This window comes from Streptomyces sp. SID3343 (genome assembly GCF_009865215.1).
GTDB lineage: Bacteria > Actinomycetota > Actinomycetes > Streptomycetales > Streptomycetaceae > Embleya.
Map to the genome: position 1 here is coordinate 1 of NZ_WWJX01000808.1, position 285 is coordinate 285.

Genomic DNA, 285 nt, shown 5'->3' on the forward strand with positions numbered 1-285 from the left:
GCCGGGCGGCGGGCGCGGGCTTCGGGGCCTTCGCCGGCGGCGTGGCACCGCGGGCGGGGCGGATCATCGTGGACATCTCGCCTCCCTCGGGCCGGGGCCGTCGACAAGTTCGCCGCCGGAACAGGCGGGTCCGTCGGGCGCGGTACGCGGCACGAGCGCGCTCGGCGCGAGGTAGCCACCGTGGTCGCGGGCCACGCCGCCGGCGCGGGCGGCCGAGACGACCTCCCGGGCCCAGTCCAGGCGCACCCGGGCATCACCGCCGGTCACCACGAGCAACTCGCCCGC

General features: G+C 79.6%; 1 pseudogene. It reads right to left on the minus strand.

What is annotated here, in order from left to right:
• Positions 1 to 63: 63 nt before the first annotated feature.
• Positions 64 to 285: pseudogene (locus GT354_RS24890) on the minus strand (hypothetical protein); the annotation flags it as partial.